This window comes from Bacillus sp. FSL R5-0712, assembly GCF_038593285.1.
Taxonomy (GTDB): domain Bacteria; phylum Bacillota; class Bacilli; order Bacillales; family Bacillaceae; genus Bacillus; species Bacillus safensis.
In genome coordinates this window covers 2,912,928-2,928,225 of sequence record NZ_CP151981.1, presented here as the reverse complement: position 1 = coordinate 2,928,225, position 15,298 = coordinate 2,912,928, and the positions used below count along the sequence as shown (strand labels likewise).

Sequence of the window (15,298 nt, the reverse complement as noted above, 5' to 3'; positions counted from 1 at the left end):
CTCTAAAAATACACCTTTCATCCGATATTAACTTTAGAGAAGTAAAGGGGGAAAGTTAAAATGGGAAAAATGATCCAATGGTTCAAAAAACCATCCATTTCAAAAAAATTAATCATTGCCTTCTTGGTAGTTCTTATCCTGCCGACTGTGGCACTGACAATTAGTGCGTTTTTTACATCAAAGACAGAACTAGACAAACAGATTATGCGCAGTGCGATGAGTCAGGTCAATGCATTTGATACCTTAATCAATGAGAATATTGGCAACAAATCAGATGCTGTGACACTGTTCTCAGATTCACTCAAAGCGTCTAATCTTCAAGAAAAAAATAGAAATGCGACCATTAAAGAATTACAGCAATTTGGTAAAATTAATGAAAAGGATGTTTCTGCGATCTATGCAGGCTCTGAAAAGGGATTATTTATGCAATACCCAGTTCAAAAGATGCCAGATGGCTACGATCCAAGAGAACGTCCATGGTATCAAGAGGCATTGAAAGCAGAAAACGGCAAACAAGTCATCACAAAACCATATGTAGCAGCATCTACAGGCAAAATGGTTATCACAATTGCCCAAAAAACGAAAGATGGTTCTGGTGTCATTGGTCTTGATATGGAAATTGACAGCCTGCTCCAAAAACTAAAAGAAATCAAAATTGGGCAAAAAGGCTATGCTTTCATGATGGAGAAAGATAAAACGGTTTTAGCAGATCCAACCCAAAAGTCAGGAAGTCAGGTCAATGAAAATCTGGCCAGTATTATTTATAAAAACAAAGAAGGAAGCGGCAGCTATACCCTCAAAGGAACAGATAAAAAGGTTGCATATGTCACCAATGAATTAACCGGCTGGAAAATTGGTGGAACGATGCTCGTATCTGAAGTAGAAGAAGCGGCAAAGCCCGTTTTCAATACTGCCATTATCGTATTCAGTGTCACACTCATTGTAGCAGGAACCCTCATTTTCTTTATCGTCCGCTCTATTTCAAAAAGGTTATCCAATCTTGCCCGCTTCTCGAAAAAAGTCAGCGAAGGTGATTTACGCGATAAGCTTCAGATTCAGTCAGATGACGAAATTGGACAAGTTGGTAAAGGCTTTAATACGATGATTGATTCATTGCGATCCCTCATTGGAGCTGTTCAAACTTCAGTCGAGAATGTCGCATCTTCATCAGAAGAACTGACTGCCAGCGCAGGACAAACAAGTAAAGCAACAGAGCATATTACACTAGCCATTGAACAATTCTCCAGCGGAAATGAAAGCCAAAATGATAAAGTGGAATTGAGCTCAGAAGAGTTAGAGGAAATGAACCGAGGCCTTCAGAATATGAATGAATCGGCTGAATCTATTACGGCTTCATCGATCAAATCAACAGATATCGCAGGGGAAGGCGGGCAGCTTGTTGAAAAAACCGCTTCTCAAATGAATGTCATTGATCAGTCCGTGAAAAAAGCAGAGAATGTCATCAGTGCACTTGAAAGTAAATCGAAAGACATTACCCAAATTCTCGGTGTCATCAATGGAATTGCCGATCAAACGAATTTACTTGCGCTAAATGCAGCAATCGAAGCAGCAAGAGCTGGTGAATCTGGCAGAGGCTTCTCCGTTGTAGCAGAAGAAGTAAGAAAACTGGCGGTTCAATCTGCCAACTCAGCAAAAGAAATTGAGAATTTGATCAAAGAAATCGTGCAAGACATCGATGTATCACAGGAAGTATTCACTGCGGTGAATCGAGAAGTTCAATCAGGCTTAAGCTTCACTGAACAAACGAAAGTAAGCTTCCACAATATTTTCGACATGACAAAAGAAATTTCTAACCAGCTCCAAGCAATGAATCAAACCGTTGTCCAGCTTTCAAAAGGCTCTGCACATGTGTCAGAGGCTGTTCGTGAGATTGCAGACGTATCACGTGAAAGCTCGGCAAATATTCAAGACATTGCGGCTTCAGCAGAAGAACAGCTGGCATCAATGGAAGAGATCAGCTCGTCCTCTGCCACTCTCTCTTCGATGGCAGAAGAATTACGCGATTTAATTAGTAAATTTAAAGTTGAATAGACATGAAGAAAAGAGCCTCCAGCTAGAGGCTCTTTTTTATTGGATAAACCAAAAGAAGTGGGTAATTATACTTATTTTTTGTTTTTCTTGAACATTATTCCTTGAAAAATAATTCATATTACCTAAGAATAGAAGAGGAAGACCACAAATCATAAATCAAAAGGAGTAGAGTCATGAAAAAAATCAACTTTTTTAAGCACTTTACGATGTCGAAGAAATTAATTACTGCATTCTTAGCGATTCTCCTAGTGCCAATTCTCGTATTGGCCGCATTTTCTTATGAAGTGGCATCAAAGTCTCTCAATGATGAGATTATGTCTAGTGCTGCAAATGGTGTTCAACAATTAGACGAACTCATTAATAAAGATATACAGCCTAAAATTGACATTGTTTCATATTTATCCAGATCGGTCAAAAAGGAAGAATTGACTGCTAAAAACAAAGATTTACTCAAAGTGAAATTAGAGCAATTATCGGAAACAGATGACGATGTAGTAGAAGTATTTGTTGCAGATCAAAATGGTAAACTAACTGAATATTCCGAGATTCACAAAGGTAATGCAAAGAGCGCAAAAAATGAACCATGGTTTCAGCAATCGATGGGAGAGAAGAAACTCATCATTTCAGATCCTTTCACCGACAAGTCATCAGATGACCTGCTCATCACAATATCAGAACAGTTAGCAGATGGATCTGGTGTGATTGGGGTGAATGTACGATTAAATACGGTTGTAAAAGATACAAACAGCATCAAAATTGGCCAAGAAGGCTATGCGTTTATCGCCACATCAGATCAGCGTTATGTGGCCCATAAAACCGAAAAGGCTGGGACAAAGCTGACTGGTGACTTCATCTCAAAACTATATGATAAAAAAGAAGGCAGCTTTGAATATGAATACAATGGCCAGCCGAAGCAAATGTTTTTTGACACAAATGAAGCAACCGGCTGGAAGCTAGCTGGAACGATGTATGTGAATGAAGTAAAAGAAGCCGCACAGCCAGTGCTCGACTTAACAATGATCATCCTTGCGGCTGCAATTGCCATTGGTGGAATCGCGATTTATTTTATTATTAAATCGATTCGTAAGCCACTGATAGAGCTCTCAGAATCGGCTGAGAAAATCAGTCAAGGTGATTTGACCCAGCATATTGAAGTTCGTACACACGATGAAATCGGTAAACTTGCGCAAAGCTTTAACGACATGTCAGCTAAGCTGAAACAAGTCATTCAAGCTGTCCAAAATTCCATTGAGAATGTGGCTGCCTCGTCTGAAGAGTTAACGGCAAGTGCAGGACAGACAGCTCAAGCGACTGAGCATATCACATCATCTATTGAACAGTTCTCAAACAGCACTGAACATCAAAATGATATGATCGAAAAAAGCTCAGTCCAGTTAAACGAAATGGATCGGAGCTTATCGCATATGGTCGACACAACCTCTCATATGATGGAATCGTCGATCGAATCGAGCAAAACCGCTCAGGCTGGAGGAGAACTCGTTCAAAAAACAGCAGGTCAAATGCAAACGATTGAGCAGGCAGTAAAAGAAGCAGAGCTTGTCATTGCAGGCTTGGAGCAGAAATCAAAGGATATTACAAACATTCTTGGGGTCATCAACGGTATTGCGGATCAAACGAATCTCCTTGCTTTAAACGCTGCGATCGAAGCCGCACGAGCAGGTGAAGCAGGCAGAGGCTTCTCTGTTGTCGCAGAAGAAGTTCGCAAATTGGCAGAGCAGTCAGGAAGCTCTTCAAAAGAAATTGAAAGCCTGACGAACGAAATTGTGGAGGAAATAGAAAAATCGCAGAAAATGTTTAAACAAGTAGCAGGTGAAGTACAATCTGGATTAAACATTACAGATGAAACGAAAGTGAGTTTTGAGAAAATCACTGATAAAACATCAGAAATGACAGAACAAATGAAACAAATGAACGGATCAGCCAAAGAGTTATCGCATGGCTCAAATGATATTTCTCATGCGGTGAATCAAATCAAAGAGCTCTCAAGAGAAAGCTCAGCAGGCTTCCAAGATATCGCAGCATCAGCAGAAGAACAGCTTGCATCTATGGAAGAGATCAGTTCATCATCTGCCACTTTATCTCAGATGGCAGAAGAACTAAGGGAGCTCATTAAACAATTTAAAATGTAAGAGAGTAGCGAAACACCTGACGCCAAAACGTCAGGTGTTTCAGCGTGTAGACAAACCCTCGCATTCGGTGTCAGGTCTGCGCTCCGGTGCTCACGAATGTCAAATTCGCTCCGCTCCTGTGCTCGTCCTTCCTAGGACTGCAAAGGTTTTCTATCACACTGAAAAGAAGACAAAGGGCTAAAATCAAGAACATTTTAGCCCTTTGTCAACAATCTTAAACACCTGACGCCAAAACGTCAGGTGTTTTTCCATTCGATGCATATAAATTGGGTAATTTGGACTTATTTAGACTTTAATAAGTTAAAAAAGTAAAGAACCTAGTAGTACTTCCGATATATATACTATCTTACTAAAAGGAGTTTTCTTTTTTATGAAATTCATACAGTATTTCAGAAAGCCATCTATTTCAAAAAAGCTCGTATTCTCTTTCTTATTTATTCTTTTATGCCCAATCATCGTATTGGCATTCTCTTCATACCATACGGCAAGCACTTCCTTAAATGATCAAATTATGCAAAGTGCTAAGGAAAACGTAGAGCAGCTAGATAAAAATATAACGAAGGTTGTAAAAGTGAAAACAGACGCAGCCGATTTCTTTAGCAAATGGATCACGGAGAAAAAGCTCAAGCAAAAAGGAACGACCGATATTCAAGGACGCTTTGAGCAGTTCATGAGTATGAATGATGACACAGAAGGCATTTTTGTCGCTTCAAGTGACGGTAAAGTGTTTTCAAGATATCCTAATCAAAAAATGCCTGCCGATTATGTCGCAACTGAGCGGGATTGGTATAAAGACGGCTGGGCGAAAAACGGTGAGCTGTCTGTTTCAGCACCATATCCAACGGCATCAACTGGTACGCTTGTAATCACAATCTCTAAAAAACTAGAGGATGGATCAGGCGTTATTGCGATGAACCTAGACATTGCGAATCTAGTAAAAGAATCAAATAGTATTAATATTGGAAAACAAGGCTATGCCTTTATTTCAAGTCCAGATCGCAAATATGTGGCACATCCAAAGAAAAAAGCTGGAACAACATTATCTGGTGGTGAATGGTTAGAAAAGCTGTATTCACAAGATCAAGGATCTACGAGTTATATGTTTGAAGGAAAAGAAAAGCAAATGGAGTTCACCACAAACAAGGCGACTGGCTGGAAGATTGTCGGGACGATGTTTGTCAGTGAAGTAGAAGAAGCAGCACAGCCAGTCTTTAACATGGCCGCTATTATTTTAACAGGCGCGCTTATCATTGGCGGGATTCTAATCTTCTTTATCATCCGTTCCATTACAAAACCACTTTCCACTCTTGTCTCTTCTTCGAAGAAGATCAGTCAGGGAGATTTGACAGAAAAAATTGATGTTCGCTCAAAAGATGAAATTGGACAGCTTGGCACAAGCTTTAATGAAATGAGTGAGTCCCTAAGAGATGTCATTCAAGCTGTACAAACATCTGTTGAGAATGTCGCTTCATCATCTGAAGAACTGACGGCGAGCGCAGGTCAAACAACAAAAGCAACCGAACATATTACATCATCTATTGAAACATTTTCAAACGGCAACGAAAATCAAAGCGAAATGGTGGAGCAAAGCGCGGCTCATTTAAAACAAATGAATGAGGGTCTGAACGAAGTTGCCGAAACGTCTGATGTCATCACAGCGTCATCTATTCAATCAAAAACAGTTGCGGAAACAGGCGGACAGCTTGTGGAGCAAACTGTTGGCCAAATGAAGACGATTGACCATTCAGTGAAAGAAGCTGAAGGCGTGATCAACGGGCTAGAGCATAAATCAAAAGATATCACAAACATCTTAGGCGTGATTAACGGTATTGCGGATCAAACGAATTTACTTGCACTAAATGCCGCCATTGAAGCAGCACGCGCAGGCGAGTCAGGCAGAGGATTCTCTGTTGTTGCTGAAGAAGTGCGTAAACTAGCGGTTCAATCATCGGATTCAGCAAAAGAGATTGAAAAGCTTGTAAATGAAATCGTCACTGAAATTGAAACATCTCAAAATATGTTCAAAGCAGTGAATGAAGAAGTGAAGAATGGTCTTACAATTACAGATCAAACGAAAGAAAGCTTCTCACAAATAAATGAACAAACAGCGGAAATCGCAGCAAGAATTAACGAAATGAATACAACGGTGCGCGAGCTGTCGAAAGGGTCTGAGCAAATTTCTAAAGCAGTGAATGAAATTGCAGATGTATCAAGAGAGAGTTCAGCAAGTATCCAAGATATCGCAGCATCTGCTGAAGAGCAGCTTGCTTCTATGGAAGAGATTAGTTCTTCATCCACAACTCTTTCCCAAATGGCGGAAGAATTACGTGATTTAATTAAAAAATTCAAGATTAGTGAATAAGGTTAAGTGGTTCTCCTCAAGGGGAACCGCTTTTCTTTTTAACAGGACATCTCGTACAATAGAGGAAATCGAAAGAAGAGGAGAGATAGTATGCGTTTATCAGATAAGAAGGTCATTGCGTTTGTCAGCGATGATTTTGAAGATTTAGAGCTGTGGTATCCGGTTCTGCGATTAAGAGAAGAGGGAGCAACTGTCCATCTTGTAGGTGAAAAAGCAAATCATGAGTACATTGGGAAGTATGGTGTGCCGGCGGTATCCGATGCAGATTTTTATTCCATTCAAGCTGATGATTATGATGCTGTGCTTGTCCCTGGTGGATGGGCGCCTGATAAACTGCGCCGTTATCCAGAAGTATTAGACATCGTTCGTACATTTGATGCGAAGGCAAAACCAATCGGTCAGATTTGTCATGCTGGCTGGGTGCTGATATCAGCAGGAATCCTGAAAGGCAGACAAGTGACAAGTACACCTGGTATTAAAGATGATATGACAAATGCTGGTGCGGACTGGTTCGATGAGGCAGTCGTCACAGATGGCCACCTCATCTCCAGCAGACGCCCGCCTGACCTTCCGCCGTATGTGAAAGCATTTGCGGATGTGTTAGCGGCAAAATAAATGACCGACACGAAACGTAAAAACAAAGGGCGAACAAATCAATCATTCGCCCTTTGTTCCTCATTTCATGCCCTATACATTTTGTCTGTCGGCAGGATACATCACGCCCATTTGTCTTCTCGCTTCGTCCATGACGGACATGGTTTGAACAGATAAGGCAAATGTATTGACCGGAGACTGCCCCATTCCCTGCTGAATACACTCAATAAAATGATTAATCTCATAAGACATAGCTGGCTGATCATCTTTGAGCGAGATGTCAGTTTGATGTCCGTCACGGTCATGTATCGTAATTTGTGAAGGACGGTGGAATTGATCAATCACCATCGTGGCATCCTCGCCTTGAATTTCAGCCGATAAATGAGACGTTGAAATTTTAGAATGAAAAAGAAGTGCTTGATGCCCGTCATACTGTAAAAGGACTGAACCGTTCCCATCCACACCAGAAGAAAGCTTATAGCCTCTCGCGGTGATTTGATTCGGCAGACCAAATAAGGATATGACTGGGTAAACGAGGTACACCCCGATATCCATTAAAGAACCATTGGATAGCTCAGGCTTAAAGGCATTTGGAAGCACGCCGCTTCGATAGGCATCGTATCTTGAAGAATATTTACAGTAATGCGCGACCACTTGCCTGATAGGTCCAAGCTGATCAAGATGCTGTTTGATTTGAAGGAAATTAGGCAGAAATGTCGTTTTCATCGCTTCCATCAAACAAACGTGATGTTTTTTCGCTGCAGCAATCATTTCTTCCACTTCTTTTCGATGAGAGGCGAACGGTTTTTCGCATAAAACATGCTTTTGATTCTCCATCATCAACATGGCTTGCTCTTTATGAAGGGCATTTGGACTCGCAATATACACGGCATCAAACGTATCACTTTCCGCCATTTGTTGTAAGTTCGTAAAAACCGTATCAATCCCATATTTTTCGGCAAAGGCCTGCCCTTTTTCAGCGGACCGTGAATAGACGGCTGTACATGTAAAATCAGCAATTCCTTCACCAGCCTGTAAGAATCGATCTGTAATCCAGTTCGTTCCGATGACAGCAAATCGAATCATGTCATTCCCTCCTTCTGCTTTTCTCTGATTATACATGCTTTGAAAGCGTTTGTATGAAAGAATATTCTTTTTATTGAAAAGCCGATGAAACCTTTATATAGGCTGATGCGTCTTACATAAAGGATATAAATGTACGAAAAGTGGGTAGTTTCTTCCTTCTTCGGGTAATACTCAGGATAGAAGGGAGAGGAGGAAACATGAAGCGCGTCCTGCATATAGGAAGTACATACACTTTTGCGCTTTTATTCATAGCAGCTGGTATTTTTCATGTGATAGAGCCGAGCGGCTTTGCCCGCATGATGCCAGGCTGGCCATTTCCATATGTAATGGTCTATGCGACTGCCTGTCTTGAATGGCTGCTGGCCGTGCTGCTGCTTTTGCCGAATGTCAGGATTGCAGCGGCAAAATCCATTGCTGTCTATCTTGTACTCATTTTCCCCGCAAACTTATTTGCTGCACGTGAGGGAATACCATTTCCAGGTCAAGAAAATACAGAACAAGCCTTGCTATGGATAAGGCTTATTGGACAGCCGATTCTCATTGTATGGGTGATGTCTATTGCAAAATGGGAAAAAAAGCTGAAACAATGACCACCATATCATGATCAAGTAGTGTACAATTTACTCATAAAATAGCCCGTGTTTGGAGGAACGATATGAATTCTATGCAAATGTGGAGCAGTCGATTTAAAAAAATTTTTCTTGATAACAAGTTTGTTCTCTTTTTACTCGTTCTGTTATTAATTGGATTGAATATCCTTGTTTTCATGAAAACATCATTTATTTTCACACCGCTCATTGTACTCGTCAAAACCATTGCCTTACCGATTATTTTAACGGGGGTCGTGTATTATTTATTAAATCCAATTGTCAACTTGTTAGAGAAAGCAAGAATCAAGCGGATCTATTCCATTTTGCTTTTATATATTGTCATTATTGGGATTATTACAGTGACCATCGTGTCCATTATTCCTTTTTTACAAGCTCAAACCATGAGCCTATTTCATAATCTTCCGAAATACGTCGATACGGTAGAAGATCAAATTAGACAATTAACAGGAAGTAACTTTATTAATCAAGTGCAAAACTCGATGAACTTTAACGTGTCTGAATTGGTAAGTAAAGCATCTAGTCAAGCGACGAAGATTTTGGAAAGCACCTTTACCGGTGTAGGAACATTCTTAGGGGCGCTCACAGAAGTCATCATCTCGATCGTGACTGTGCCGTTTATTCTGTTTTATCTCTTAAAAGACGGCAAAAAGCTCCCTGACTATCTATTGAAATTTTTCCCAAGTAAAATGAGGGAACATACACATATCATGCTTCACGAAATGAACCACCGTCTGAGCTCGTATATTCGCGGACAGATCATTGTCAGCTTCTGTATCGGTGTTCTTCTGTTAATCGGTTATATGATCATTGGACTTGACTATGCGCTGCTGCTCGCTATCATTGCTGCATGTACAAGCATAGTGCCTTACCTTGGTCCAACAATTGCGATTACACCAGCAATTGTGATTGCACTTGTGACGTCACCAGTAATGCTGTTAAAACTCATTATAGTCTGGACAGTGGTTCAGCTAGTTGAAGGGAAATTCATTTCTCCTCAGGTGATGGGGAAAAACCTTCATATTCATCCCATTACGATTATTTTTGTTATATTAACAGCTGGTAAATTGTTCAACGTGGTCGGCATCATTGTCGCTATTCCGACGTATGCTGTTCTGAAGGTCATCACGACTCACTTATTTGATTGGTTCAAAATGCGGTCCAATTTGTATAAAGAAGAAAAGGTTTGATGTCATAATCTTTTTTTGAAAAAAATATAGTATCATAAAGACGAGCTTTCGATGAAGGAAGCTTGTCTTTATGTGGACATAGATGTTTGGCGTGTTCAAAAGATCAGAATTGAAAGGAAAGAAAATCATGAATCTATGGGATTTATTCGTGGCACTGGTTTTAGGAATTGTCGAAGGATTAACAGAGTACGCACCTGTTTCATCTACAGGTCACATGATTATTGTCGATGATCTTTGGCTAAAATCAAAGGAAATTATTACGCCAGAAGCGGCTAACACATTTAAAGTCGTGATTCAGTTAGGCTCAATTTTAGCTGTTATGATCGTGTTTAAAGATCGTATTTTAAACTTATTGGGCTTAAAGAAAAATATCACCGAAGAGCAAAAGCGCAGCGGGCATAAACTGACCATCGCCCAAATTGCAGTTGGACTTGTTCCAGCCGTCATTTTAGGATTCTTATTTGAAGATTATATTGATAAATACTTATTTGACGTCAGAACGGTCGCTGTCGGTTTGATTTTAGGGGCAGTGCTGATGCTTGTCGCTGACTGGATCAATAAACGAAAAACAGAAACAAGCTCTGTCGATAACATGACGTACAGACAAGCGCTTTATATTGGACTGTTTCAATGTTTAGCATTATGGCCAGGCTTTTCGCGCTCAGGTTCGACGATCGCGGGCGGGGTTATTCTTGGTTTGAATCACCGTGCTGCGGCAGACTTTACATTTATCATGGCGATGCCGATTATGGCAGGAGCAAGCTTGTTAACCCTTGTGAAAAATGCCGAATATTTAACACCAGACATGCTGCCATTCTTTATCGTCGGCTTTGTGAGTGCGTTTGTTGTGGCTCTCTTTGTTGTTCGATTCTTCCTAAAACTGATCAATAAAATCAAACTGGTGCCTTTTGCGATATACCGAATTATCCTAGGTGTGATTTTATTTATCCTGTTCATGTAATACTGTAAACTACTCTTTTATAAGAGTAGTTTTTTTGTTATTTCGCCTAATTAAACAGTAAAAACACCCTCTTAATTGGTAGAATAAGAATTTTTTTCATAAATTAGTGTTTAAGAGACAGATAAAGGGGTAGTACATAAACATACCAATTAAAGGAGGAGTTAGAAATAATGAGAAAAACAAGCAAATTGTTTGTTGGTTCTGTCATCGCTACGTCAATGATTGCTGCCCCTCTATCTCTTACGACTTTTGGTCAAACGGCTGAAGCTGCTACAACAACAGGTGTTGATGGAAGTGTCTCAATTGATCCAGTAGCCATTGCCGATAAAATTGAACAAGCAGTAAAGTCATCTCAAAATCGTGATGGATTCGTAAAAAATGCAGCATACAGTGCGTTCTATGAAGCAGGTCAAAACTACAACGTAGTTGTCCAAAACTTAAGCCAAGACCACGACTTTAGCGGTCTGAACAATGTTGTTTACTATGATAGTGTTGAATATGACGGTATTACGTTTGGTATTTGGGTATTTGAAGATGGTACGTTTGTCAATAATGGCGACGGTGGATATATTAACTGGACGTTTGTTGGCAGCTTTGACCGAGAAGATGGAAGCGGAACTGTCGATTTTCATAAAAGATTCTAATCTTAAAAGTCTGCCGGTGAATCGGCAGACTTTTTTTATAACGCACATTCTTCTATTTCAAACCCTAAATCTTCAATGATGTGATGATCCGTTTGGACTTGCTGGCCTTTAGTTGTTAAATAATCACCAACAAAAATGGAATTTGCGGCATAAAGTGCGAGCGGCTGGAGTGTCCGTAAATTAAACTCTCTGCCTCCGGATACCCGAATTTCTTTTGTTGGGTTGACAAATCTCATCATTGCCAGCACTTTCAATGCTTTGATTGGGTGTGTTCGTTTTTGATGCTCAAGCGGTGTTCCTTCGATGGCATGAAGAAAGTTGACTGGAATTGAATCCGCATCAAGTGCTCTGAGCGCAAAAGCCATTTCAACAATTTGCTGATTGGTTTCACCCATTCCAATAATGACCCCTGAGCAAGGTGACATGCCAGACTGTTTGACCTGCTCAATGGTCGATACGCGGTCATCGTATGTATGAGTTGTCGTAATATGAGCATGATGATCATGATGTGTATTGATATTGTGATTATACCGATGAACACCCGCTTCCTTCAGCCGCTTCGCTTTTTCTTCATTTAATAACCCAAGACAGGCACACACCTTCAAAGGCATCGTTTCAGTGATCTCCTTGACTGCTGCTGTGACTTCATCTAATTCCCTATGAGAAGGCGCTCTCCCGCTTGCCACAATACAATAAGTCCCGGCTTTTCTTTTGAGAGCTTCACGCGCACCAGCTACAATGGTGTTTTGATCAAGCATTGTATATCTTTCAACTGGTGCTTTTGAAATCATCGACTGTGAACAATATCCACAGTTCTCAGGGCAATATCCACTTTTCGCGTTAAAAATCATATTTAATTTCACCTTTTTTTGAAAAAAATGAAATCGCACTTGATAGGCTGCATGCATAATAGGTAACAATTCTCTATCGTCAGCTTCAAGAATGTCTAGACCCTCTTGCACCGTGATCGGTTCATTTTTCATCGCCTTCTCCACTATTGCTTCCCAAGACAAAGATATGTGTTTTATCATCATCAGCCCCTTAATATGTCAACTTATTATAAATAAAAGTTAACATATTGGTTAGTCTATAGCAAGAATTGATTGTCTAGTTCGTTTTAGAGAATTGTCGCATTATTAAAGGCGATGATATGATGTCATCGCCTTAAGCTTAATAAATTTAAAAGAGTTTTAGTAGGTAATTGTATAATTGTTAATCACAAGTTCACCATCTGAATTTAGATAAGATACTTTAACAAAGCCAGGTTTTAAAAAGTAAATCCAAGTGAAATTTGGAGCAGTTTGTTTCAGTTCAACAGCATCTGTACTACCGGACAAAGTTATTTTACTGATTGGAATTGAAAAAGCACCAGACCATCCTACCTTAACTTTACGGTCGATCGTAATTACTTTATTCATAATAGGAGCTTTTTCTATAACTGGTTCTTTAGGTTGTGCAGCTGCATGGGCACCTTCAGTTTGGAAGAACGTAAGAGCACCAACAGCAGCTAAAGACAATATACAAGCTTTCATGAATTTTTTCATCGGTAACACTCCTTTTTTTGGTATATACATATATTAATAATAATAGAATTATTTGTCAATTAAAATATATGAAAAAAAGAGTAATTATGGCTAAAATTGTCACATATTTGTTGGAAAAAATACGATTTTTTATTCATATGCTATTTCTTTTTTAAGGGAAAAAGAGGTATAAAAAAAGCTGGGTGCGTCCCAGCGTAAAGCAGATGAAAAGAGATGATCAATGGTCGTCACGCTTTTTTGGCTGACGACCTTTTTGCTTCTCTTTTTCTCTAATGTAGTTAATAAAATCGATGGTTTGTCTTCGTGCTTCTTCGGAAAAATCTGAGGCTGCTTTAAACGCAATTTGCAAATCAGGATCGTCTGCAAGATCGTCATCGGGCCTGCCTTTGTCCTTACCTGTGAGAAGATAATCGGTTGAGACCCCATATAACTCGGCAATTTTCACAATCATTTCACCGTCGGGTTTTCTCAAGCCGTATTCCCAGTTTGCATAAGTGGACATTGCCTTTAATCCGAGTTTTTTAGCAACTGTTGACTTGCTCCATCCATGCTTCTCTCTTAATTCAGTTAGAATCTTCCCAGTCAAATTATCCATCAGAAACACCTTTTTTCATGTTATGAGTAAATTTTATCATGAATTACACGGAAAAGATAAATAAATACACAAAAAGAATAAAAATGTGATTGACTTACTCGTTACGTGTATATTATCATAATGAATATAACTTACACATATTGAGTAAGAGGTGGACAGATGAAACTTGAAAATTTACGAGAAGAGCGCATATTGCAAGGTAAAACACAAACCTATATGGCGAAAAAATTGGGATATAAGTACACAAGCGGCTATGCGAATATCGAAATGGGCAGAACGAAGCCTAGCTTAGAAATAGCAAAGCATATTGCAGATCTGCTGAATACCGGGGTTCAAGAGCTTTTTTTTGGCCAAAAGTTACACGAAAAGAGTAATTCTTTAAGAGAAGATCGGTTCTTAGAAAAGGGGAGACGAGCAGAATGAATATTGAACATCCAATGGTGACTCAGATGAGTGACTTTGGTTATCCAAAAAGCTATTGGTTATATGACATGAAACGATATGGATACCAAACAGAAATTGAGGACAGCTTGGAGGGAGCTGAAGAAGATGAGACATCAGCTGACGTTTGATGCTAGAAAAGAAGCGCAGCTTTGTTTAGACCAAGCTGGCGGCTGGATCGCCTTTCATCGTCAGAAACCGATGTTTGTTTTTGCCACAGCAGAAGAGAAAGAGACATATATGACCCTCCTGGAGGCTAAGGTCGATGATACAAAAAAGGAGGAATCAGGGCAACGTGAAACGATGGAAGCAAATCATGACATTTTTGAAATGCTTGCTCAAAGCGAGTAAAAACGAACAAGACATCCGCCAGTGGTCAAAGGATGACGGGAGATCATAACATGGTCATCCATTTAATGATTGAACATGAGCATTTGTTAACAAAAGAGACATTGATGAAAAGAATACGATCAGCTGCAAAAGGGCAATGCCCGCAAAAATTAAAAGGCGCACTATCACTTGAAATTCGTTTATTTGATCACATGCCGTTTGACATAGCTGACTGCCAAAAAAAGCGTACATACGCAGAAAAAGGGTTGATACGCCCAGTACACGTCAGTATCTTTCAGCCGAATCTACAGCATATTCAAGAAGCACTTCATTCTATAGCTGATGAAGTCCCTCTGCAGATGGTCGATTTAAGAGTTTCCCAGTTTTATAGTATGTGTCCAAGAGTTGAAATCATTATCAATACGGTAGGTGGTGGCACGAGGCCATCACCAAAAAAGGAGACAAGCATATGAACGAGCCAAAACAACTATTCATTCAAGAAAACCAAACATTTGTCGGTGAGATGGAAAAAGGAAAAATTCAAGTCATCGTGTTAGATGGGAATGTAGGAACGGCTTATAAAATGGATGTACCTGAACATGGAAAAACCATTATTCAAACGGCAAAAGGTCATTTTGCAAGAGTAGATCACGAGATTGGTTTTAAAATCAGCTAACTGACTGAACACATCAAAGCACAATATTATGTCCAAGACGGAAAGCCTGCGGACACTGATCAAGA

General features: G+C 39.8%; 17 protein-coding genes. 13 read left to right on the top strand and 4 right to left on the bottom strand.

Features of this window, described 5'->3' with window-relative positions:
• The first annotated feature begins 60 nt into the window (after nucleotides 1-60).
• The 4 genes from NSU11_RS15180 (at nucleotide 61) to NSU11_RS15165 (ending at nucleotide 7,179) form a co-directional block, all read left to right on the top strand.
• Nucleotides 61-2,052 (top strand): methyl-accepting chemotaxis protein, encoded by a 1,992-nt coding sequence (locus NSU11_RS15180; RefSeq protein ID WP_185853802.1) that lies wholly within the window; start codon nucleotides 61-63, stop codon nucleotides 2,050-2,052.
• A gap of 173 nt (nucleotides 2,053-2,225) precedes the next feature.
• Complete coding sequence (locus NSU11_RS15175) at nucleotides 2,226-4,202, top strand: methyl-accepting chemotaxis protein (protein WP_185853801.1); 1,977 nt, start codon at nucleotides 2,226-2,228, stop codon at nucleotides 4,200-4,202.
• Between the two features lie 370 nt (nucleotides 4,203-4,572).
• Nucleotides 4,573-6,564, top strand: coding sequence for a methyl-accepting chemotaxis protein (locus NSU11_RS15170; protein ID WP_024423279.1), 1,992 nt, complete (start codon nucleotides 4,573-4,575; stop codon nucleotides 6,562-6,564).
• 90 nt (nucleotides 6,565-6,654) lie between these two features.
• A complete protein-coding gene (locus NSU11_RS15165; RefSeq protein WP_024423278.1) occupies nucleotides 6,655-7,179 on the top strand; it encodes a type 1 glutamine amidotransferase domain-containing protein in 525 nt (174 codons plus the stop codon).
• 72 nt (nucleotides 7,180-7,251) lie between these two features.
• Here the strand turns inward: NSU11_RS15165 and NSU11_RS15160 are convergent, their stop codons facing one another.
• Nucleotides 7,252-8,244 carry a Gfo/Idh/MocA family oxidoreductase gene (locus NSU11_RS15160; protein WP_342493653.1) on the bottom strand — a complete coding sequence of 331 codons (993 nt, stop codon included), beginning with the start codon at nucleotides 8,242-8,244 and terminating at the stop codon, nucleotides 7,252-7,254.
• Between the two features lie 197 nt (nucleotides 8,245-8,441).
• On the opposite strand from NSU11_RS15160, the gene NSU11_RS15155 reads away from it, so the two are divergent.
• The 4 genes from NSU11_RS15155 (at nucleotide 8,442) to NSU11_RS15140 (ending at nucleotide 11,647) form a co-directional block, all read left to right on the top strand.
• Nucleotides 8,442-8,834 (top strand): hypothetical protein, encoded by a 393-nt coding sequence (locus tag NSU11_RS15155; protein WP_342493652.1) that lies wholly within the window; start codon nucleotides 8,442-8,444, stop codon nucleotides 8,832-8,834.
• A 65-nt stretch (nucleotides 8,835-8,899) separates the two neighbouring features.
• Complete coding sequence (locus tag NSU11_RS15150; RefSeq protein ID WP_048237280.1) at nucleotides 8,900-10,042, top strand: AI-2E family transporter; 1,143 nt, start codon at nucleotides 8,900-8,902, stop codon at nucleotides 10,040-10,042.
• A 127-nt stretch (nucleotides 10,043-10,169) separates the two neighbouring features.
• Nucleotides 10,170-11,003 (top strand): undecaprenyl-diphosphate phosphatase, encoded by an 834-nt coding sequence (locus tag NSU11_RS15145; protein WP_025094210.1) that lies wholly within the window; start codon nucleotides 10,170-10,172, stop codon nucleotides 11,001-11,003.
• A 170-nt stretch (nucleotides 11,004-11,173) separates the two neighbouring features.
• Nucleotides 11,174-11,647 (top strand): stress protein, encoded by a 474-nt coding sequence (locus NSU11_RS15140; protein ID WP_268428856.1) that lies wholly within the window; start codon nucleotides 11,174-11,176, stop codon nucleotides 11,645-11,647.
• 35 nt (nucleotides 11,648-11,682) lie between these two features.
• Here NSU11_RS15140 and bioB read toward each other — a convergent pair whose 3' ends face one another.
• The 3 genes from bioB to NSU11_RS15125 form a co-directional block, all read right to left on the bottom strand.
• Entirely contained in the window at nucleotides 11,683-12,678 is a 996-nt protein-coding gene (gene bioB / locus NSU11_RS15135) for a biotin synthase BioB (RefSeq protein ID WP_342493651.1), read from the bottom strand.
• A 159-nt stretch (nucleotides 12,679-12,837) separates the two neighbouring features.
• Nucleotides 12,838-13,191 carry a hypothetical protein gene (locus NSU11_RS15130; protein ID WP_024423273.1) on the bottom strand — a complete coding sequence of 118 codons (354 nt, stop codon included), beginning with the start codon at nucleotides 13,189-13,191 and terminating at the stop codon, nucleotides 12,838-12,840.
• Nucleotides 13,192-13,408: 217 nt separating this feature from the next.
• Nucleotides 13,409-13,786: a helix-turn-helix transcriptional regulator gene (locus NSU11_RS15125; protein ID WP_024423272.1), complete on the bottom strand. Its 378-nt coding sequence runs from the start codon at nucleotides 13,784-13,786 to the stop codon at nucleotides 13,409-13,411.
• A gap of 159 nt (nucleotides 13,787-13,945) precedes the next feature.
• On the opposite strand from NSU11_RS15125, the gene NSU11_RS15120 reads away from it, so the two are divergent.
• Genes NSU11_RS15120 through NSU11_RS15100 form a run of 5 tightly spaced genes read left to right on the top strand, consistent with a single transcriptional unit; the run spans nucleotide 13,946 to nucleotide 15,233 of the window.
• Nucleotides 13,946-14,209: a helix-turn-helix transcriptional regulator gene (locus NSU11_RS15120; protein ID WP_034624558.1), complete on the top strand. Its 264-nt coding sequence runs from the start codon at nucleotides 13,946-13,948 to the stop codon at nucleotides 14,207-14,209.
• The gene (locus NSU11_RS15115; protein ID WP_162860191.1) at nucleotides 14,206-14,358 is read left to right on the top strand and encodes a hypothetical protein; all 153 of its coding nucleotides are present in this window, start codon (nucleotides 14,206-14,208) and stop codon (nucleotides 14,356-14,358) included. The genes NSU11_RS15120 and NSU11_RS15115 overlap by 4 nt, the downstream gene beginning before the upstream one ends.
• Nucleotides 14,336-14,578, top strand: coding sequence for a hypothetical protein (locus NSU11_RS15110; RefSeq protein ID WP_029706250.1), 243 nt, complete (start codon nucleotides 14,336-14,338; stop codon nucleotides 14,576-14,578). The genes NSU11_RS15115 and NSU11_RS15110 overlap by 23 nt, the downstream gene beginning before the upstream one ends.
• Nucleotides 14,579-14,628: 50 nt before the next feature.
• Nucleotides 14,629-15,030, top strand: coding sequence for a hypothetical protein (locus tag NSU11_RS15105; protein ID WP_024423269.1), 402 nt, complete (start codon nucleotides 14,629-14,631; stop codon nucleotides 15,028-15,030).
• Nucleotides 15,027-15,233: an XtrA/YqaO family protein gene (locus tag NSU11_RS15100; protein ID WP_024423268.1), complete on the top strand. Its 207-nt coding sequence runs from the start codon at nucleotides 15,027-15,029 to the stop codon at nucleotides 15,231-15,233. Before NSU11_RS15105 ends, NSU11_RS15100 begins: the two co-directional genes overlap by 4 nt.
• Nucleotides 15,234-15,298 lie beyond the last annotated feature (65 nt).

Excerpts from the sequence above, each read along its gene's own strand:
- NSU11_RS15180 (WP_185853802.1), top strand. The coding sequence starts at position 61 with ATGGGAAAAATGATCCAATGGTTCAAAAAACCATCCATTTCAAAAAAA.
- NSU11_RS15175 (WP_185853801.1), top strand. The coding sequence starts at position 2,226 with ATGAAAAAAATCAACTTTTTTAAGCACTTTACGATGTCGAAGAAATTA.
- NSU11_RS15170 (WP_024423279.1), top strand. The coding sequence starts at position 4,573 with ATGAAATTCATACAGTATTTCAGAAAGCCATCTATTTCAAAAAAGCTC.
- NSU11_RS15165 (WP_024423278.1), top strand. The coding sequence starts at position 6,655 with ATGCGTTTATCAGATAAGAAGGTCATTGCGTTTGTCAGCGATGATTTT.
- NSU11_RS15160 (WP_342493653.1), bottom strand. The coding sequence starts at position 8,244 with ATGATTCGATTTGCTGTCATCGGAACGAACTGGATTACAGATCGATTC.
- NSU11_RS15155 (WP_342493652.1), top strand. The coding sequence starts at position 8,442 with ATGAAGCGCGTCCTGCATATAGGAAGTACATACACTTTTGCGCTTTTA.
- NSU11_RS15150 (WP_048237280.1), top strand. The coding sequence starts at position 8,900 with ATGAATTCTATGCAAATGTGGAGCAGTCGATTTAAAAAAATTTTTCTT.
- NSU11_RS15145 (WP_025094210.1), top strand. The coding sequence starts at position 10,170 with ATGAATCTATGGGATTTATTCGTGGCACTGGTTTTAGGAATTGTCGAA.
- NSU11_RS15140 (WP_268428856.1), top strand. The coding sequence starts at position 11,174 with ATGAGAAAAACAAGCAAATTGTTTGTTGGTTCTGTCATCGCTACGTCA.
- bioB (WP_342493651.1), bottom strand. The coding sequence starts at position 12,678 with ATGATAAAACACATATCTTTGTCTTGGGAAGCAATAGTGGAGAAGGCG.
- NSU11_RS15130 (WP_024423273.1), bottom strand. The coding sequence starts at position 13,191 with ATGAAAAAATTCATGAAAGCTTGTATATTGTCTTTAGCTGCTGTTGGT.
- NSU11_RS15125 (WP_024423272.1), bottom strand. The coding sequence starts at position 13,786 with ATGGATAATTTGACTGGGAAGATTCTAACTGAATTAAGAGAGAAGCAT.
- NSU11_RS15120 (WP_034624558.1), top strand. The coding sequence starts at position 13,946 with ATGAAACTTGAAAATTTACGAGAAGAGCGCATATTGCAAGGTAAAACA.
- NSU11_RS15115 (WP_162860191.1), top strand. The coding sequence starts at position 14,206 with ATGAATATTGAACATCCAATGGTGACTCAGATGAGTGACTTTGGTTAT.
- NSU11_RS15110 (WP_029706250.1), top strand. The coding sequence starts at position 14,336 with ATGAGACATCAGCTGACGTTTGATGCTAGAAAAGAAGCGCAGCTTTGT.
- NSU11_RS15105 (WP_024423269.1), top strand. The coding sequence starts at position 14,629 with ATGGTCATCCATTTAATGATTGAACATGAGCATTTGTTAACAAAAGAG.
- NSU11_RS15100 (WP_024423268.1), top strand. The coding sequence starts at position 15,027 with ATGAACGAGCCAAAACAACTATTCATTCAAGAAAACCAAACATTTGTC.